This window comes from Microbacterium sp. LS_15 (assembly GCF_041954735.1).
In the GTDB taxonomy this organism is placed as follows: domain Bacteria; phylum Actinomycetota; class Actinomycetes; order Actinomycetales; family Microbacteriaceae; genus Microbacterium.
In genome coordinates this window covers 156,075-169,524 of record NZ_JAVAYD010000007.1, presented here as the reverse complement: position 1 = coordinate 169,524, position 13,450 = coordinate 156,075, and the positions used below count along the sequence as shown (strand labels likewise).

Annotated in this window: 12 protein-coding genes; 6 read left to right on the top strand and 6 right to left on the bottom strand. The window is 70.9% G+C overall.

All coding sequences use genetic code 11. The features are described 5' to 3' along the window. Window positions 1-8 precede the first annotated feature (8 nt). The 5 genes from RAC69_RS11045 to RAC69_RS11025 are packed head-to-tail and all read left to right on the top strand — an operon-like array spanning window position 9 to window position 5,036. Window positions 9-1,364 (top strand): glutamine synthetase family protein, encoded by a 1,356-nt coding sequence (locus RAC69_RS11045; protein ID WP_341933818.1) that lies wholly within the window; start codon window positions 9-11, stop codon window positions 1,362-1,364. Then, complete coding sequence (locus RAC69_RS11040; protein WP_341933819.1) at window positions 1,345-2,097, top strand: gamma-glutamyl-gamma-aminobutyrate hydrolase family protein; 753 nt, start codon at window positions 1,345-1,347, stop codon at window positions 2,095-2,097. The genes RAC69_RS11045 and RAC69_RS11040 overlap by 20 nt, the downstream gene beginning before the upstream one ends. Then, a complete protein-coding gene (locus RAC69_RS11035) occupies window positions 2,094-3,452 on the top strand; it encodes an aldehyde dehydrogenase family protein (protein WP_341933820.1) in 1,359 nt (452 codons plus the stop codon). Before RAC69_RS11040 ends, RAC69_RS11035 begins: the two co-directional genes overlap by 4 nt. 42 nt (window positions 3,453-3,494) lie before the next feature. Then, entirely contained in the window at window positions 3,495-4,274 is a 780-nt protein-coding gene (locus RAC69_RS11030) for a 3-oxoacyl-ACP reductase (protein ID WP_341933821.1), read from the top strand. A gap of 33 nt (window positions 4,275-4,307) precedes the next feature. Further along, on the top strand, window positions 4,308-5,036 hold the full coding sequence (locus RAC69_RS11025; RefSeq protein WP_341933822.1) for an FCD domain-containing protein: 729 nt from the start codon (window positions 4,308-4,310) through the stop codon (window positions 5,034-5,036). Here the strand turns inward: RAC69_RS11025 and RAC69_RS11020 are convergent. Together RAC69_RS11020 and RAC69_RS11015 are read right to left on the bottom strand one after the other, a co-directional pair. Further along, window positions 5,033-6,421, bottom strand: coding sequence for an aspartate aminotransferase family protein (locus tag RAC69_RS11020; protein WP_375086845.1), 1,389 nt, complete (start codon window positions 6,419-6,421; stop codon window positions 5,033-5,035). The genes RAC69_RS11025 and RAC69_RS11020 overlap by 4 nt on opposite strands. Window positions 6,422-6,442: 21 nt before the next feature. Beyond that, window positions 6,443-7,927 (bottom strand): CoA-acylating methylmalonate-semialdehyde dehydrogenase, encoded by a 1,485-nt coding sequence (locus RAC69_RS11015; RefSeq protein WP_375086844.1) that lies wholly within the window; start codon window positions 7,925-7,927, stop codon window positions 6,443-6,445. A gap of 165 nt (window positions 7,928-8,092) precedes the next feature. Here RAC69_RS11015 and RAC69_RS11010 point away from each other — a divergent pair, with 165 nt between their 5' ends. After that, window positions 8,093-9,565, top strand: coding sequence for a PucR family transcriptional regulator ligand-binding domain-containing protein (locus tag RAC69_RS11010; RefSeq protein WP_375086843.1), 1,473 nt, complete (start codon window positions 8,093-8,095; stop codon window positions 9,563-9,565). A 10-nt stretch (window positions 9,566-9,575) separates the two neighbouring features. Here the strand turns inward: RAC69_RS11010 and RAC69_RS11005 are convergent, their stop codons facing one another. The 4 genes from RAC69_RS11005 to RAC69_RS10990 form a co-directional block, all read right to left on the bottom strand. Continuing rightward, window positions 9,576-10,970: an aspartate aminotransferase family protein gene (locus tag RAC69_RS11005; RefSeq protein WP_375086842.1), complete on the bottom strand. Its 1,395-nt coding sequence runs from the start codon at window positions 10,968-10,970 to the stop codon at window positions 9,576-9,578. After that, on the bottom strand, window positions 10,967-11,434 hold the full coding sequence (locus RAC69_RS11000) for an Lrp/AsnC family transcriptional regulator (protein WP_096713803.1): 468 nt from the start codon (window positions 11,432-11,434) through the stop codon (window positions 10,967-10,969). The genes RAC69_RS11005 and RAC69_RS11000 overlap by 4 nt, the downstream gene beginning before the upstream one ends. A gap of 86 nt (window positions 11,435-11,520) precedes the next feature. Beyond that, on the bottom strand, window positions 11,521-12,681 hold the full coding sequence (locus RAC69_RS10995; RefSeq protein ID WP_375086841.1) for an acyl-CoA dehydrogenase family protein: 1,161 nt from the start codon (window positions 12,679-12,681) through the stop codon (window positions 11,521-11,523). Beyond that, window positions 12,678-13,436 (bottom strand): alpha/beta fold hydrolase, encoded by a 759-nt coding sequence (locus tag RAC69_RS10990; protein ID WP_375086840.1) that lies wholly within the window; start codon window positions 13,434-13,436, stop codon window positions 12,678-12,680. Before RAC69_RS10990 ends, RAC69_RS10995 begins: the two co-directional genes overlap by 4 nt. Window positions 13,437-13,450 lie beyond the last annotated feature (14 nt).

Here is a 13,450-nt window from a genome sequence, read left to right as displayed (position 1 = left end):
AGCGTGGGATGTCGGGCAATCTGAGCATCGACCAGCTGGACGCCGGCATCGCCGCCGGTGAGATCGACACGGTGATCGTCGCCTTCGCGGACGCGCAGGGCAGGCTCGTCGGCAAGCGCGTGTCGGCGCGGCTGTTCCAGGAGGACATCCTGCACCACGGCGCCGAGGCCTGCGACTACCTCCTCTCGGTCGACGTCGACATGAACACGGTCGACGGCTACGCGATGTCGGGGTGGGACCGCGGCTACGGCGACATGGTGCTGCGACCGGATGCCGAGACGCTGCGCCGCATCCCCTGGCTCGAGGGCACCGCGCTCGTCATGGCCGACCTCGTCTGGCAGAACGGAGAGCCCGTCGGGCCCTCGCCCCGCGCGATCCTCGACCGGCAGCGCGACCGGCTCGCCGAGCGCGGCTGGACCGCCTACTCCGGCACCGAGCTCGAGTTCATCGTGTTCGAGAACACCTACCGCGACGCCTGGGCGCGTAAGTACGAGGGACTGACCCCCGCGACGGACTACAACGTCGACTACAACCTGCTCGCCTCGACGCGCATGGAGCCGCTGCTGCGCGACATCCGCAACAGCATGGACGGCGCCGGCCTGTACTGCGAGGGGGTGAAGGGTGAATGCAACTTCGGGCAGCAGGAGATCGCGTTCCGCTACGCCGAGGTGCGCGAGACGGCCGACCAGCACGCGATCTACAAGAACGGCGCCAAGGAGATCGCGGGCAACCACGGCCAGGCGATCACGTTCATGGCGAAATTCAACGAGCGCGAGGGCAACAGCTGCCACATCCACCTCTCGCTGCGCGATCGGTCGGGGTCGCCGGTCATGGCCGGCGACGGCGAGCACGGCTTCAGCCCGGTGATGGAGCACTGGATCGCCGGCATCCTCGCGACACTGCGCGAGTTCACCCTGCTCTACGCGCCGAACATCAACTCGTACAAGCGCTTCGCGAAGGGCAGCTTCGCCCCGACCGGGGTGGCCTGGGGAATCGACAACCGCACGTGCGCGCTGCGCGTCGTCGGACAGGGATCGGCGTTGCGCGTCGAGAACCGCGTCCCCGGTGGCGACGTGAACCCGTATCTGGGCATCTCGGCGATCATCGCCGGCGGACTGTACGGCATCGAGAACGAGCTGCCCCTGCCCGACCGCTTCACCGGCAACGCCTACGAGGATGCCGTGGATCACCTGCCGACCACGCTCCGTGAGGCCGCGCAACTGTTCCGCGAATCGACCATCGCCCGCGAGGCGTTCGGCGACGACGTCGTCGAGCACTACCTGAACCAGGCGCGCATCGAGCTCGAGGCCTACGACGCCGCCGTCACCGACTGGGAGCGCATCCGTGGTTTCGAACGACTCTGACCCGGCACCCCTGATCGGCGTCACGACCTACCTCGAGCGTGCGCAGCAGGGCGTGTGGGACGTGAGGGCCGCGTTCCTGCCCGAGCAGTACCTCACCGGGGTGACCGACTCCGGCGGCATCGCGCTGCTCCTCCCTCCGCAGGACCCGGATGCCGCGGACGCGGCGATCGCCGGGATGGACGGCCTCGTCCTCTCCGGCGGGGCGGACGTGGCGCCCGAACTGTACGGCGAGGAACGGCATCCGCTCACCGACCCGGCCCGGGTCGACCGCGACGCCTGGGAGCTGGCCCTGTTCCGGGCGGCGGAGCGCCGCCGCATCCCCGTGCTCGCGATCTGCCGCGGGCTGCAGCTCGTGAACGTCGCCCGCGGCGGCACCCTGCAGCAGCACCTGCCCGAATCGCTGGGCACCGAGAAGTACCGCATCGGCGGGGGCGTGTTCGCCGAGAACGACGTCGAGGTCGCGGAGGACACGGCGTTCGCCGACATCATCCGCGAGAGCGACGTGCGGGTGCACAGCTACCACCATCAGGGCATCGACAGGCTCGGCGACGGGCTCGTCGCGGCCGCCCACTCCGACGACGGCCTGGTGCAGGCCTTCGTCGACACCGACGGCGGCCACGTCGTCGGCGTGCAATGGCACCCAGAGGAGAACGCCGAGGACCGGCGCCTCTTCGCCGACCTCGTCTCGCAGGCGCGCGCGTTCGCCGCGCGCAGGAAGGAGAGTGCGCGATGAGCGCCTTCACCGTGATCGACCCCTCGACCGGCTCCGCCATCCGCGAGGTGCCGCGCGCCGACGTGGGGGAGACGGATGCGGCGATCGCGCGCGCCGTCGCCGCGCAGCGCCGCTGGGCCGCGCTCGCCCCGGTCGCCCGGGCTGACGCACTGCGCTCCTTCGCGCGGGCCGTCGAGGGCGCTGTCGAGGAACTCGCTCAACTCGAGGTGCGCAACTCCGGCCACCCCATCGGGTCTGCTCGCTGGGAGGCCGCCCACGTCGCGCAGGTGCTCAACTACTACTCCGCCGACCCCGAGCGGCTGTCCGGACGACAGATCCCGGTGGCCGGGGGCCTCGACGTCACCTTCCACGACCCATACGGCGTGGTGGGCGTCATCGTCCCGTGGAACTTCCCCATGACGATCGCCGCCTGGGCGTTCGCGCCCGCGCTCGCCGCCGGCAACGCCGTCGTGCTGAAGCCCGCCGAGCTGACCCCGCTGACCGCGATCCGCCTCGGGCAGCTCGCGCTCGAGTCCGGCCTGCCCGAGGGACTCTTCGAGGTCGTGACGGGTTCGGGCTCGGTCGTCGGACAGCGGCTCGTCGAGCACCCCGACGTGCGCAAGGTCGTCTTCACCGGGTCGACCGAGGTGGGCATCGAGGTCGCGGCCGGATGCGCGCGGGCGCTCAAGCCGGTCACCCTGGAGCTCGGCGGCAAGAGCGCGAACATCGTGTTCGACGACGCCGACCTCGAGAAGGCCGCCGCCGCCGTGCCCGGATCCGTGTTCGACAACGCCGGGCAGGACTGCTGCGCGCGCAGCCGGCTGCTCGTGCAGCGCTCGGTGTACGACCGCTTCCTGGAACTGCTCGAACCGGCCGTCGCCGCCTGGCGGGTGGGCGACCCGTCGAGCGCCGAGACCGACATGGGCCCGCTCATCTCCGCCGGCCACCGCGACACCGTGGCGTCGTTCCTCGACGGAGCCGACATCGCGTTCCGCGGCAGCGCCCCGCAGGGGGACGGCTTCTGGTTCGCGCCGGCCGTCGTGCTCGCCGACCCCGGTGACCGGATCGCCCAGCAGGAGGTCTTCGGGCCGGTCGTCGCCGTGCTGCCGTTCGACGACGAAGCGGACGCCATCCGCCTCGCGAACGACACGATCTACGGGCTCGCCGGCTCGCTGTGGACGCAGAACCTCGGGCGGGCCGTTCGCGTCTCGCGCGGCGTGCAGAGCGGAGTGCTGTCGGTGAACTCCCACTCGTCCGTGCGCTACGCCACCCCGTTCGGCGGCATGAAGGCCTCGGGTCTCGGCCGCGAACTCGGCCCGGACGCGGCCGAGCACTTCACCGAGACGAAGAACGTGTTCTTCGCGACCGACGACTGACCACGGCATCCGCCCCCGATCCATCCAGCAACGGAGAGAGCAATGACCATCGACCTGACCCAGCGTCTCAAGGACCGCGTCGCGATCATCACCGGAGGCGCGAGCGGCATCGGCTTCGCCACCGCACGCCGCTTCGCCGCAGAAGGCGCGTTCGTCGTCATCGCCGACGTCGACCCCGCCACCGGAGAGAAGGCCGCCGCCGAGGTGGGCGGAGCCTTCCGCCCCGTCGACGTCGCCGACGAGGCGAAGGTGAACGCCCTGTTCGACGGCGTCGCCGAAGAGTTCGGCCGCATCGACATCGCCTTCAACAACGCGGGCATCTCACCCGCCGACGACGACTCGATCGAGACCACCGAGCTGCCGGCCTGGGACCGGGTGCAGGACGTGAACCTCAAGAGCGTGTACCTGTGCAGCCGCGCCGCCCTGCGCCACATGGTGCCGGCCGGACGCGGATCCATCATCAACACCGCCTCGTTCGTGGCGCTGCTCGGGTCGGCGACCTCGCAGATCAGCTACACGGCCTCGAAGGGCGGCGTGCTCGCGATGTCGCGCGAGCTGGGCGTGCAGTTCGCCAGGCAGGGTGTGCGGGTGAACGCCCTCTGCCCCGGCCCGGTGAACACGCCGCTGCTGCAGGAGCTCTTCGCGAAGGACCCCGAGCGTGCGCAGCGTCGTCTCGTGCACGTGCCGATGGGGCGCTTCGCCGAGCCGGAGGAGCTCGCGGCCGCCGTGGCGTTCCTCGCCTCCGACGACTCCTCGTTCATCACGGCCAGCGCGTTCGTGGTCGACGGCGGCATCACCAACGCCTACGTCACCCCGCTGTGAGCCCGGCCCATCGCGCTGTGACAGGGTGAGACCATGAGCGACCGCGTCCCCGACGGCGACCTCGTCGAGGTCAGGCGAGCGGTGTACCGCCCGCTGCGGCGGGGCAACGCCCTCGAGGACGCGGTGTCGCGGCTCGTGCAGACCATCCGGCTCGGCGTGGTCGCCCCGGGGGAGTCCCTGCCCCCGGAGCGCGAGCTCGCGGCATCCTTCGGCGTCAGCCGCGACACCGTGCGCGACGCGATCAGGGAGCTCGCCGACACCGGGTACCTCCTGCCCAAGCGCGGCCGGTACGGCGGCACCTTCGTCGCAGACCCGCTGCCGCATCCCTCGGATGCCGGCGCCGTGACGCCCGCCGAGATCGACGACGTCCTGGGCCTCCGGCGAGTGCTCGAGACCGGCGCCGCCCGGGCCGCGGCCGGGCGCTCGCTCGACGCCGGCGTCCGTGCCGACCTCTGGGCGAGGCACGAGGCCGCGCTGCCCGCGGGGCCAGAGGAGTACCGCCGTCTCGACACGCTGCTGCACCTCGCGATCGCCGAGGCCGCGGGCATCCCGTCGCTCGTGGCGCTCGTTGCCGAGAACCGGGCGTCGGTCAACGTGTGGCTCGACACGTTCCCGCTGCTGCCGCGCAACATCCAGCACTCGGGCGAGCAGCACGAGCGCATCGTCTCGTCGATCCTCGCGGGCAGGCCGGATGCCGCCGAGGCGGCCATGAACGACCACCTCGCCGGCTCCGAGGCTCTGCTGCGCGGATTCCTCGTCTAGCCCGCGGCGTGCTCGTCGGCGACCGAGAGCGCGTCATCGAGCACGGCGAGGCCGCGGACCAGCTCCTCCTCGGTGATGACGAGCGGCGGCGCGACGTGCATGCGGTTGAAGTGCGTGAACGGCCAGACCCCCGCCTTCTTCGCCGCCGCCGCGAAGGCGGTCATGGGCGCGGCATCCGCCCCCGAGGCGTTGAAGGGCACGAGCGGCTCTCGCGTCTCCTTGTCGCGCACGAGCTCGACGGCCCAGAACAGACCGCGACCCCTGACCTCGCCCACGCTCGGGTGGGTGTCGACCCACGAGCGCAGCGTCGGCTCGACGATGCGTTCGCCGAGGTCGCGCACTCGTTCCAGGATGCCGTCGCGACGGAACACCTCGAACGTCGCGACTCCGGCGGCGCAGGCCAGCGGGTGCCCCGAGTAGGTGAGTCCTCCGGCGAACGGCGTCGTCTCGAAGGCCTTCGCGATGCGCTCGGAGATCACGACGCCGCCGAGCGGTACGTATCCGGAGTTGACTCCCTTCGCGAACGTGATGAGGTCGGGCTGCGCGTCGAACGCGTCGATGCCGAACCACTCGCCGAGGCGGCCGAACCCCACCATCACCTCGTCGGCGATGTACACGATGCCGTAGCGGTCGCACAGCTCGCGGACGCCCTGCAGGTAGCCGGGCGGCGGTACGAGCACGCCGTTCGTGCCGACGACGGTCTCGATGATGATCGCCGCGATCGTGTGCGGGCCCTCCAGCTGGATCGTCTGCTCGAGGTGCGCGAGTGCGCGCTCCGATTCCTGCTCGGCGTTCTCGGCGTGGAACGGCGAGCGGTAGAGGTACGGACCGAAGAACCGGACGGAACCCGAGTCGACCGTGTCGTTCGCCCATCGCCGCGGGTCGCCCGTGAGCGAGATCGCGGTCGAGGTGGAGCCGTGATAGCTGCGGTACATCGACAGGACCTTGCGGCGTCCGGTCGTCTGCCGCGCCATCCGCACCGCGTACTCGTTCGCCTCGGCGCCGCCGTTGGTGAAGAACACCTTCTGGAAGCCCTCGGGGGAGACCTCGACGATGAGGCGCGCGAGCTCGCCCCGCACGTCGTTGGCCACGGCGGGCTGGATCGTCGCGAGACGACCCGCCTGCTGCTGGATCGCCGCGACGAGGTCCGGGTGCTGGTGCCCGAGGTTCAGGTTCACCAGCTGGCTGGAGAAGTCGAGGTAGGCGTTTCCGGCGTAGTCCCAGAACGTCGACCCCTCGCCGGCGGCGACGGGGAGCGGGTCGATGAGACCCTGGGCGCTCCAGGAGTGGAACACGTGCCCGCGATCGTCGGCACGCACCTGCGCTTCGGCGTCGGGGGCGGGCAGCTCGTGCGAGGCGCCGTGGCGGTCGGTGAAAGCAGTCATGGTCTTCTCTCCGTGCGCCGGTCAGTGGTTGCTCGGGAAGCCGAGGTCGATCTGCGAGGGGGTGTGGTCGGGCCAGCGGGTCGTGACGACCTTCGACCGCGTGTAGAAGTGCACCGACTCGGGTCCGTAGATGTGCGAGTCCCCGAACAGCGAGTCCTTCCAGCCGCCGAACGAGTAGGCGCCGATCGGCACGGGGATCGGCACGTTCACTCCGACCATGCCGACCTCGATGTCGAACTCGTACTGGCGGGCCGTGCCGCCGTCGCGCGTGAAGATCGCCGTGCCGTTGCCGTAGGCGTTCGCGTTGACGAGCTCGACCGCCTCGGCGTAGCTCTCGACGCGGACCACCCCGAGAACCGGGCCGAAGATCTCGTCGTCGTACGCCTTCATGCCGGGGGCCACGTGGTCGAGCAGGCTCACGCCGATGAAGAAGCCGTCGGAGTCGAACTCCTTCTCGGTGCCGTCGACGACGACGGTGGCGCCCTCGGCGGCGGCCCCGGTCACGTACGAGGCGACGCGGTCGCGGTGCTCGCGGGTGATGAGCGGACCCATCTCGCTCGCCTCGTCGGTTCCTGCGCCGATCCTGAGGCCCTCGATGCGCGAGGCGATCGCCGCGACGAGGTCGTCGGCCACGTCTCCGACGGCGACGAGCGCCGACACGGCCATGCAGCGCTCGCCGGCGGAGCCGTACGCGGCGGAGATCGCGGCGTCGGCCGCGGCGTCGATGTCGGCATCCGGCATCACGACCATGTGGTTCTTCGCACCGCCGAGGGCCTGCACCCGCTTGCCGTTCGCCGAGGCGCGCTGGTAGATCGAGCGGGCGATGGGGGTGGAGCCGACGAAGCTGACGGCGTTCACGCGCGGCGAATCGAGCAGGGCGTCGACGGCCTCCTTGTCGCCGTGCACGACGTTGAGCACGCCGTCGGGAAGGCCTGCCTCCTGGAAGAGCTCGGCCAGCCACACGGCTGCCGAGGGGTCCTTCTCGCTCGGCTTGAGCACGACGGTGTTGCCGCACGCGATGGCCGAGGCGACCATCCACAGCGGAACCATCACGGGGAAGTTGAAGGGGGTGATGGCGGCGACGACGCCCACCGGCTGCTTCACCGAGTGCACGTCGACGCCCCGAGCGACCTGCTCGCTGCGCTCGCCCTTGAGCAGGTGCACGAGTCCGGCCGCGAACTCGACGTTCTCGATTCCGCGCGACACCTCGCCCGCGGCATCCGAGAGCACCTTGCCGTGCTCGGACGTGACGATCGCGGCGAGCTCGGGGGTGCGCTCCTTGAGAAGCTGACGCAGGCGGAAGAACACGTCGGCGCGCTTGATGAGGCTCGTCTCGCGCCAGGCGGGGAGCGCGGCGGCCGCCGCGGCGATCGCCTGCTCGACCTCGGCGGTCGAGGCGAAGGCGACGTGCTTGGTCACCTGCCCCGTGGCGGGGTCGAAGACCTCGCCCGTTCGTGCCGCTTCCGCGGTCTGTGCTCCGTTGATGACGTGACGGACGATGTCCACGCTGCTCCTCGATGCTCGTGCGCGGTGTCTCGGACACTCTGACCGACTCCCGCTACTCTGGTTCTCGTCCATGCTCACAGAAATCGGCGGGTGATACCGGTGTCAGATCGTCATGACTTCTCCGAGAATCGGACAGAGCGTCCGGCCGCATCTGGTTTCCTCACGGTGACCGACGTCTTGACCAGTGCCGCGCTGCAGCGCGGTGCGCCGGAGGTCATCGTCGGCGGCGCGGCCCTCGAGGCCGTGGTGCGCTGGGTGCACGTCTCCGACAGCACGGGCGTCGCGCGCCTCCTCGACGGAGGGGAGCTCCTGCTCACGACGGGGGCTGCGTGGCCGGACGAGGACCGGATGCTGCGCGAGTTCGCCGTGCGCCTGCACGAGGTCGGCCTCGCCGGGATCGTCCTCGAACTGGGCGACCGGCACCCCGAGGTCCCCGCGGCCGTGGCCGAGGTGTGCGCGAGGGAGGGCCTCGCACTCGTCGCCCTCACCCGCGAGGTGAAGTTCGTCACGGTCACCGAGGCCGTGCACCACGCGCTCATCGCCGCGCAGACGGCCGCGCTGGAGGAGCGACGGCACCTGCACGAGCTCTTCACGGGGCTGAGCCTGCAGGGCGCACCGGCCGACGTCGTCGTCGCCGAGACCGCGCGGGCGATCGGCGCCCCGGTGATGCTCGAGAACCGTGCTGGCGAGCTGATCGCGGGCGAGTACCTCGGGCGAGGGGTGGCCGAGGCGCTGGACGGACGGGAGCGGGCGGACCGCGTGCCGGTGCAGGCGCGGGGCACCCGGTGGGGCACGCTGCTCGCGCTCCCGGGCCCGGAGCCGGCTGCCGGTCGGCTCACGGTGCTCGAGCAGGGGGCGACGGCGCTCGCGTTCGGCTGCCTCGCCGACGGGGGCGATGTCGAGTGGTCGCTGCTCGCTCAGCGCAGCGTGATCGACGATCTGCTCGGCGCCCGGTTCGCGGATGCCGATGACATCGCCGCACGGCTCGGGGCCGGGGGATTCGAGCTGCGGGGGCGGCGGTGCCACGGCATCGTCGTCGGGGGATCCGACTCGATCGCGGGGCTCGCCTACCGCGCCAGGCAGGCGGGGCTCGCGGTCGTCGCGGCCCGCGCCGGCGACCACGACGTCGCGCTGCTGTCAGCGCCGGCATCCGCAGAGCTCGACGACGCGACCCTGCTGCGCATCGCCGGTCCCGGCCGTCCGGTGTTCGCGGGGCCGGTCGCCGAGGACGTGCCCGGCCTGCTCTCGTCCCTCCGCGCGGCCCGCGACCTCGCCGACAGCGAGGGGTCGGGCGGCGGCGCTCGTGTGCGGCGGGTGGGCGACCGACCGCTCGAACGGCTCGTGGCGACGCTGCGGGACGATCGACGCCTGCACGAGCACAGCGAGCGGATGCTGTCGCCGCTGATCCGCTACGACGAGGAGCGGCGCGGCGACCTGCTCGACGTGCTCGCAGCGCTGCTCGCCCACCCGGGAAATCGTTCGGCCGCGGCTGCGGCGAGCCACCTGTCCCGGTCGGTGTTCTATCAACGGCTCACGCTCATCGGCGATCTGCTGAACGCCGACCTCGACGACGGGGAGACCCTGGCCGCCCTGCACCTCGCGCTGCTCGCCCGGCGGCGCACCGCGCCGCGGGGCTGATCCGGGTGCGCTAGAGCACGCCCTGGGCCTCCGTCAGCACACCGCGCAGGATCTGTCCGATCTCGCGGAACTCCGCCGGTCCGATCGTGAGCGGCGGAGCGAGCTGGATGACGGGGTCGCCGCGGTCGTCGGCACGGCAGTACAGGCCGGCGTCGAAGAGCGCCGACGACAGGAACCCGCGCAGCAGCCGCTCGGACTCGTCGTCGTCGAACGTCTCCTTGGTCGCCTTGTCCTTCACCAGCTCGATGCCGAAGAAGTATCCGTCGCCGCGCACGTCGCCGACGAGCGGCAGATCGAGCAGCGTCTCGAGCTCGGCGCGGAACAGGGGCGAGTTCTCCCGCACGTGCGCGTTCAGACCCTCCTCGTCGAAGATGGCGAGGTTCTCGAGCGCGACGGCGGCCGACACGGGGTGTCCGCCGAACGTGTAGCCGTGCGGGAACGAGAGGTCGCCGTGCGAGAAGGGCTCGTAGATCCGGTCGCTGATGATCGTCGCGCCGATCGGGGAGTAGCCGCTGGTCATGCCCTTCGCGCAGGTGATCATGTCTGGCACGTATCCGAGACCGGTGCAGGCGAACGTGTGCCCGAGGCGGCCGAACGCGCAGATGACCTCGTCCGACACGAGCAGCACGTCGTACTTGTCGCAGATCTCGCGCACGCAGGCGAAGTATCCGGGAGGCGGTGGGAAGCAGCCCCCGGAGTTCTGCACCGGTTCGAGGAAGACGGCCGCGACGGTCTCCGGACCCTCGAACAGGATCATCTCCTCGATGCGGTTCGCGGCCCACAGGCCGAACGCCTCGAGGTCGTCCCCGGGGCCGCCCATCTCCTCCGCGCGGTAGAAGTTCGTGTTCGGGACGCGGAAGCCACCGGGGGTCACGGGTTCGAACATGGCTTTCATGGCGGGGATGCCGGTGATCGCGAGGGCGCCCTGCGGGGTGCCGTGGTAGGCGACGGCGCGCGAGATGACCTTGTGCTTGGCGGGCTTGCCCTGCAGCTTCCAGTAGTGCTTGGCGAGCTTGAAGGCCGTCTCGACGGCCTCGCCGCCGCCGGTCGAGAAGAACACGCGGTTGAGGTCGCCTGGCGCCTCGTCGGCGAGCCGGTCGGCGAGCTCGATCGCGGCCGGGTGCGCGTACGACCACAGCGGGAAGAACGAGAGCTCGGACGCCTGGGCCGCCGCGGCCTCGGCGAGACGGCGCCGACCGTGGCCGGCGTTCACGACGAACAGCCCGGCGAGGCCGTCGATGTACTCCTTGCCCTTCGCGTCCCAGATGCGGTGCCCCTCGCCCTTGACGATGATCGGCACCCCCGACTTCTCCATCGTGGACTGCCGGGTGAAGTGCATCCAGAGGTGGTCCTTGGCCATCGCCTGGAGCTCGGGCTCGGACGGGGTGGTGCGGTGCGTGCTCATCTGGTCCCCCAGTTGTAGAGCTGCTTCTGCAGCTTGGCGTAGATGAAGGTCTCGGTCGACAGGACGCCGTCGATCGGGCGGATGCTGTCGTTGATCAGGGCGAGCAGGTCTTCGTCGTCCTCGCAGACGACCTCGGCGAGGATGTCGAAGGCGCCGACCGTGATCACGACGTAGTCGATGGCCTGGATCGCCGCGATCTCCTCGGCGACGACGCGGGTGTCGCCGGAGACGCGGATGCCGATCATCGCCTGGCGGCGGAAGCCGAGCTGCATCGGGTCGGTCACGGCGACGATCTGCATGACGCCGGCCTCGGTGAGGCGCTGCACGCGCTGGCGTACGGCGGCCTCGCTGAGTCCGACGGCGCGGCCGATGTCGGAGTAGGAACGGCGTCCGTCCTCCTGCAGCAGTTCGATGATCGTCTTGGAGACATCGTCGAGGGTGGGATGCTTCTTCGAGGACGGCATGATGCGATCCTCGCACTGAGATCGGCTCTCGGCAACCGATTCCGCAGATCCGTGTCGCAGGGAGTGCGAATTCGCTCCGTCGGAGGTCAGGACTCCACGGGGCCGAGCCAGGCCGTCGCTGCGGTCGAGTGCGCGGATTCGGGGTCTGAGGGGTGGAAGGCGCCGGCGAGCACGTCGCGGTACAGGCGCGAGAGCTCGTTGGCGGAGAAGTACGAGCCGCCGCCTGCCACGAGCATCGCCTGGTCGACGACGTGCTTCGCGGTCGTGACGGCGCGGTGCTTGAGACCGGACAGGAGGGTGAACCAGCGGGCACCGTGGTCGGCCCGTTCGTCGACGTCCCGGGCGAGTGCGGCGATCTGCGGGGGCAGAGCGTCGTAGGCGAGCCCCATGTCGGCGACGCGCCAGCGGATGTCGGGATCCTGACTGTACGAGGTGCCGGTGCGCTTCGACCGTCGCGTGCGCGCGGTCTGCACCGCGAGGTCCAGCGCGCGGCGGGCGATACCCGTGTAGACGGAGGCGAGGAGGATCTCGAACACCGAGAAGATGCCGAACATGATGGGGTCCGGGTTCGGTCCCGCGTCGATGCGGCGCACCACGTGCGCGGCATCCGCGATCGCTCCGACCAGGCGCGTCGTCCTGCTCTGCGTGCCGCGCATGCCCAGGGTGTCCCAGTCGTCGCTCGTGACGACCGCGTCGCTGCGCTCGACGAACGCGAAGACGAGCTTCGGTGCGTCCTCGCTCGTGGTGTCGAGGCCGTGCAGGCCCAGCCGCGTCCACACCGGGGCGAGCGAGGTGAAGATCTTGGTGCCGGTGAACGCGTACCCGCCGTCGCCGGTGGGCACGGCATCCGTGTCGCTCCCGAAGAGCACGAGGTCGTTGCCGCCCTCGCTGATGCCGAAGGCGAAGACCTCGCCGGCGACAGCACCATCCTGCACGAACTCCAGGCCGGGGACGCCTCGATCGCTGAAGACCTTCGCGACGCCGGTCCAGACGAGGTGCATGTTGATCGCGAGAGCGGTCGCCGGTGCCGCCGTGGCCAGGCGCTGCTGCAGGACGGCGGCCTCGGCCAGCCCGAGGCCGGCGCCGCCCCGCTCCGCGGGCACGAGGATCGAGAGGTATCCGGCGTCGCGGAGTTCGTCGAGGTCCTGCCGGGGGAAGGTGTTGTCGCGGTCGTGCAGCGGCGCTCGTTCGCGGATGCGGTCGAGCAGGTCGTCAGGCAGATGGATCGACGGGTCGAATGCGCTCATGCGAGGGCCTCCTTCAGCTGACGGATCGAGTCCTCCGGCCTGTCGCGGTGGAGCGAGTGGCCTGCGCCTTCGACGACGGACATCGTGATGAGGGGGTTCGCAGCGAGCACCGACCGCGCGACCTCACCGGTGAAGATGCTGTAGACGTCGGGGTCGGAGCCGATCACGTGCGTCGGCACGGTCAGCCGCGCGGCGTCGGCCGTGACGTCCCACGGTGTGTTCTGCACGCTGGTCTGCTCGACGGCCCAGGCGCTCGTGCGTCGCACGGCGTCGACCTTGAGCTCCCAGTCCTGCGGATGCCAGTGCGGGTGCTCCTGGCGGACGAGCTCGATCCGGTTGTCGGCGAACGCCCGTTCCTGGCTCTTCCGCACGATCGCCGCGTCGCGGCCGTCGACGAGGATGGCCGGGTCGAGCAGCACGAGTCGCGCGGTCCACTCGGGAGAGGATGCCGCGGCGACCGTGCTCGCGGCTCCGCCGAGCGAGTGGCCGACCACGGCATCCCATCGCCCGCCGCCCGTGGGCAGGGTCGAGACGAGATCGGCGCCGTACGCCTGCACCGAGTAGTCGAGGGCGCGGGGAGCGTCGCCGTGGCCGCGCAGGTCGATCGCGGTCGCGTGCCATCCGGCTGCGGCCAGGGCGTCGCCGAGACGCCACATCAGCGCTCCCGATGAGCCGAGGCCGTGCACGAGCAGGGCGCGGCGGGCGGACGACGGATCGCCCCAGCAGAGGCGGGGGAGGGTGAGCGGCGAGGCCATGTTCTCAGCCTACG

What these genes read in the sequence shown, in the direction of transcription:
- RAC69_RS11045 (WP_341933818.1), top strand. Translation starts at nt 9, where the DNA reads ATGTCGGGCAATCTGAGCATCGACCAGCTGGACGCCGGCATCGCCGCC.
- RAC69_RS11035 (WP_341933820.1), top strand. Translation starts at nt 2,094, where the DNA reads ATGAGCGCCTTCACCGTGATCGACCCCTCGACCGGCTCCGCCATCCGC.
- RAC69_RS11030 (WP_341933821.1), top strand. Translation starts at nt 3,495, where the DNA reads ATGACCATCGACCTGACCCAGCGTCTCAAGGACCGCGTCGCGATCATC.
- RAC69_RS11025 (WP_341933822.1), top strand. Translation starts at nt 4,308, where the DNA reads ATGAGCGACCGCGTCCCCGACGGCGACCTCGTCGAGGTCAGGCGAGCG.
- RAC69_RS11020 (WP_375086845.1), bottom strand. Translation starts at nt 6,421, where the DNA reads ATGACTGCTTTCACCGACCGCCACGGCGCCTCGCACGAGCTGCCCGCC.
- RAC69_RS11005 (WP_375086842.1), bottom strand. Translation starts at nt 10,970, where the DNA reads ATGAGCACGCACCGCACCACCCCGTCCGAGCCCGAGCTCCAGGCGATG.
- RAC69_RS11000 (WP_096713803.1), bottom strand. Translation starts at nt 11,434, where the DNA reads ATGCCGTCCTCGAAGAAGCATCCCACCCTCGACGATGTCTCCAAGACG.
- RAC69_RS10995 (WP_375086841.1), bottom strand. Translation starts at nt 12,681, where the DNA reads ATGAGCGCATTCGACCCGTCGATCCATCTGCCTGACGACCTGCTCGAC.
- RAC69_RS10990 (WP_375086840.1), bottom strand. Translation starts at nt 13,436, where the DNA reads ATGGCCTCGCCGCTCACCCTCCCCCGCCTCTGCTGGGGCGATCCGTCG.